This window comes from Peptoniphilus sp. oral taxon 836 str. F0141 (assembly GCF_000179335.1).
Taxonomy (GTDB): domain Bacteria; phylum Bacillota; class Clostridia; order Tissierellales; family Peptoniphilaceae; genus Peptoniphilus_A; species Peptoniphilus_A lacrimalis.
Map to the genome: position 1 here is coordinate 1 of NZ_AEAA01000117.1, position 2138 is coordinate 2138.

At 29.4% G+C, this 2138-nt stretch carries 2 protein-coding genes and 1 pseudogene; all 3 read right to left on the reverse strand.

The annotated features are described in order from the left end of the window. The coding region (locus HMPREF9131_RS06080) for a polysaccharide pyruvyl transferase family protein (protein ID WP_009345987.1) at window positions 1–460 on the reverse strand (460 nt) is incomplete at its 3' end. Beyond that, window positions 457–1815 carry an O-antigen ligase gene (locus tag HMPREF9131_RS06085; RefSeq protein ID WP_009345989.1) on the reverse strand — a complete coding sequence of 453 codons (1359 nt, stop codon included), beginning with the start codon at window positions 1813–1815 and terminating at the stop codon, window positions 457–459. The genes HMPREF9131_RS06085 and HMPREF9131_RS06080, both read right to left, overlap by 4 nt. Then, window positions 1806–2138, reverse strand: a pseudogene (locus HMPREF9131_RS08750) (hypothetical protein); the annotation flags it as partial. The pseudogene HMPREF9131_RS08750 and the gene HMPREF9131_RS06085, both read right to left, overlap by 10 nt.

Sequence of the window (2138 nt, forward strand, 5' to 3'; positions counted from 1 at the left end):
TTAATTTTAATTTTTTTACAAAGTCATAAGAAAGCTTATCTCTTAGACTTATAAAATCAACTTTTTCCAGAATGATTTTTGTTATAAATCTGTTAAAGGGCTTATTTATCGGTCCTATACCATTTGCATAAACATAGACTTTTTTACCTAAAATTTTGGCAAGAAAGATTAAAAATAAATAGTATGCAAGTGACCTAGTTGAGGTTACATCTTGAAGAAGCGAACCTCCCCCTGATATAAAGAGGTCTGTTTCCTTTAAATTTGCGATAAGATGAGATAGGTTGAACCTATCGGCACTTTTGATATCATAAATTTTTTCCGTTTTTACTGGATTGTTAGAAAAGGCCTTTAATTCAATATCAATATTTAGTTTTTTAAAATCATCTACCATGGCTTTTAAGATGGCATCATCGCCTGAGTTATCAAAACCAAAGTAGCCGGAAAAAAGAATTTTTTTCATGAAACCCCTTCTACTTTTAAATTTTCTTTTTTTGTTAGCTCTAATTTTTCATTTTTAGAAATTCTTATAAGACTAATAATTATTCCTAGTAAAATCCAAAATGTAAATATTATCCTTGGCATATATAAAATATGTTCAGTCATCCCATTGGCTAAAATTCCAAATAAAGATGCAATCGCACCAGCTCCCAAATATTTTATATATTTATCATCACTTTTTGCTAAATATAAATTAGCATTTTTTAATATAGAAAAAATCATATATAAAAATACAAGAAGTCCTATTATTCCGCCTTCTGCAAAGATTTCAAGAAAAGTATTGTGGGCGTGATAAATGGGCATTGTTCTTATATAGGTTTCAAAAACTTGCTTGAACGGTATATAGCCAAAGCCTACACCATTTATGAAATTATCCTTTATTAAATGAAAGGTTATATCATATATCTTAGTTCTATATAGGATGGATGAATCCACATTTGAGCCTATAGAAATAAATCTTTCCAATATACTTTTTGGTAGGAAAGGAATCATTATAAGAATAATTGGTATGGACAAAAGTAATAGTCTTTTATCTACAATTAAGACAAAAATAAATGCCGCAACAAAAATTCCTAACCAGCCGCCTCTTGACATTGTCATCACTAAGGCTATAAGCAAAAGTCCAACTCCTGCCATAAATAGCATTTTTTTCTTCATAGATTTGGTATACCACATAAGACCAACGCCTAAGGGAATAGTCATTACTAAATATTCTGCAAAAATATTGGGATTAGTGAATACAGAGTAAATTCTAACTGCTATATCTTGTGAATTTTCCACATCAGTCCACTCTGGTCTCATAACAACACCTGTAAAAATTTGTCTTATGCCTACTAGAGCAACCATTAAGACTGAAACCATTAAAACTGATACAAAAACATTTATATCTTCTTTTTTTCTTAGACTGTTAACCATGGCAAAAACAAAAGAAACTCCCGCACAGTTAAGACCAAGATCTCTTATAGATCCCCCTACATTTACCGATGTCAAGGTATTTGCAAGGGCTAAAACTATAAAAAATCCTATGCTTAGACCATAAATATCTACTGTAAAATCTCTTTGGTCCAATAAAATTTTTCTTAAAAATATTACAAAGCCCATGGATAAAAAACCTAAAAGTCCAATGATATCAGGTAAAAATGGATAAGCAAAAGCCATAAGGCAAAGACCAATTTTTATATCGTAAAGGACAAAAAATATTCCGCAAAACATAAGCATTGTAGCGAGGAAAAATTTTGTGCTTAGAAATATATAGGATACTAGGACAAGTAATGCCATAAAAATTATCAAAGGAAGTTTTTTTGTTCTTACCACCATTGGTCCACCTCTTTATCTAGTTTAAAGAAATCTGTAAAGTAATTTATAAATAAAGAATTTTCTAGTATATCCTTGTATAAACCCTTTAAGCTTGCTCCAATAAAACCTAATAGTAAAATGATAAGACTTAGCTTTATAGGCTTAGAAAATACAAGACTATATATACTTGTAAACAAACCACAATAGAGTATAAAGGTAAATATAAAGGATAATAATGAATTCAAATCCTTTGCTACAACTTTAATAGGACTTAGAAAAAGAGAATTCTTTATAGGTTCTCTCAAAATTCTATTTAAAAAATTACAAAAACAATTTAAAATCCC